This is a genomic window from Methylobacterium sp. GC_Met_3, assembly GCF_026540775.1.
In the GTDB taxonomy this organism is placed as follows: domain Bacteria; phylum Pseudomonadota; class Alphaproteobacteria; order Rhizobiales; family Beijerinckiaceae; genus Methylobacterium.
Window position 1 is genome coordinate 1 of the sequence record NZ_JALNUL010000143.1, and the last position, 1,748, is coordinate 1,748.

The window sequence follows — 1,748 nt, forward strand, 5'->3', positions numbered from 1 at the left end:
GCCGGCTTCGTCGAGCTCTGGCGAATATGTGATAGTGCGCCCCTCGCGCCCGATGAAATCAGCGGCGCTTGACGCGTAGCTAAGACCCCATCGAGTACGGCTCAGCTTAAAATGGCTTCGTTCCGGCTTCTTGGCGTTGCCCAAGCTTGAATGCCAATTTTTGCCAGAGCCAACCCGGCATCTTGTACAGCTGGACGATGGTGACGACGGCACTCGAAGAGACGGACAGCAGGCCTGCAAGGACCAGCATCGTCCGGCTGGGTGCCACGTCGGGTTCGGCGTAGTCGTACCAGAGCGGGTTGTCGTCCTGCATAGCTCAGGCTCCTCAATGTAAGGCTTGCGGCTACTTGCTGCCGCGCTGGGCGAGCACCGCCGGGATCGTGCGCAGCATGATCGCGATGTCCCGGCGCAGGCTCCAGCGGCTGGCATAATCCAGATCCAGCGCCACCCGCTCGGCGTAGCTCGTGTCCGAGCGCCCCGACACCTGCCACAGCCCGGTCACCCCCGGCGGCACGGCAAAGCAGGTCTGGAACGCCCGGCCGTAGCGGGCGACCTCGGCCGGCACGATCGGGCGGGGCCCGACCAGGCTCATCTCGCCGCGCAGGACGTTCCAGAGCTGGGGCAGCTCGTCGAGGGAGGTCTTGCGCAGCACCTGCCCGATCGCGGTGATGCGCGGATCGTTGCTGAGCTTGTGCGTGGCGGCCCACTCGGCCCGGGCCCGCGGATCGGCGGCCAGATGGGCGGCCAGCACCGCTTCACCGTCGGTGACCATGGAGCGGAACTTGAGGCAGCCGAAGGAGCGGCCGTCGCGGCCCAGGCGCATGTGGCGGAAGATCGGGGCGCGGCCGTCCCCGGCCCAGACCAGGAGGGCGATGAGCAGGAGGAGCGGCAGCAGCAGGAACAGGGCGGTGACGGCCACGCCGACGTCGAGGCCGCGCTTGGCTGCCCAGTTCAGGCGCAGGCCGCGGGCGACGAAGGGGGCCTCCGGCGACAGAACATCGACCGCTGCATCCGCAACTTCGATCACGCGGCCAGAAGCCAGGTCGACGACCTCAGCGATAGAACTGGTATTGAGAACGCGCTGCACTGCGATATCACCTCCGACATCTCGATGCGTTGCAGTTCGCGACATGGCTTTTCTTCCCAGTGTGCGGGGTAGATTAGGTTAATCTAAGATTGGTTAACAAATTCTTAATCTTGGATTTATGTAGATCACAGGACGAAGTCAAAATCTAGTGCTACGGGCGAAAGCAGGTTTTAGGTGGTTAATATCGCGAAGCATGTCGCCATTAAGGCGCCTCTGCCTTGCGAGCCCCCCTCGTGGATGGCTACGCGCGTATAAAATACGTATTCTCTTCCGCAGACCCGACGTGGGTTGCGCTGAGGGCGATGGTCTCACGCGTGCAGCGCACAAGTGGAAACAACTTTGGGGGGCTAAGACAAATTCGCTGGAGAAGGATGCACCACGCCAGTCGCGAAGCGGATCCCAGATCCGCTGCACGGCCTGTAACGAGATCCCGACCGCGCGGGCTACGGCCTGGCCGGTCCAGTGTGTGACCTCGCCCGGCGGTTCCGAGCAGGTCAGCGCCAGGACCTCTGCCACCGGCTCTGTCGAATGACGCGGCGTGTCGGGCGGACGCGTCTTGTCGCGCAGCAGACCTTCGACACCCGCCTCAGCGTAGCGCTGATGCCAGCGCCACACAGCCGGGCGGCTGCCACCCGCCCGTTGGGCGACATCCTGGACACTT

The 1,748-nt window shown here is 64.3% G+C and carries 2 protein-coding genes and 1 pseudogene; all 3 read right to left on the minus strand.

Features of this window, described 5'->3' with window-relative positions; genetic code table 11:
- Positions 1 to 106: 106 nt before the first annotated feature.
- Positions 107 to 313: a hypothetical protein gene (locus OXS27_RS32170; protein WP_267361719.1), complete on the minus strand. Its 207-nt coding sequence runs from the start codon at positions 311 to 313 to the stop codon at positions 107 to 109.
- A gap of 30 nt (positions 314 to 343) precedes the next feature.
- Positions 344 to 1,060 carry a sugar transferase gene (locus OXS27_RS32175; protein WP_267361721.1) on the minus strand — a complete coding sequence of 239 codons (717 nt, stop codon included), beginning with the start codon at positions 1,058 to 1,060 and terminating at the stop codon, positions 344 to 346.
- Positions 1,061 to 1,483: 423 nt separating this feature from the next.
- Positions 1,484 to 1,748: pseudogene (locus tag OXS27_RS32180) on the minus strand (helix-turn-helix domain-containing protein); the annotation flags it as partial.

What these genes read in the sequence shown, in the direction of transcription:
- OXS27_RS32170 (WP_267361719.1), bottom strand. Translation starts at nt 313, where the DNA reads ATGCAGGACGACAACCCGCTCTGGTACGACTACGCCGAACCCGACGTG.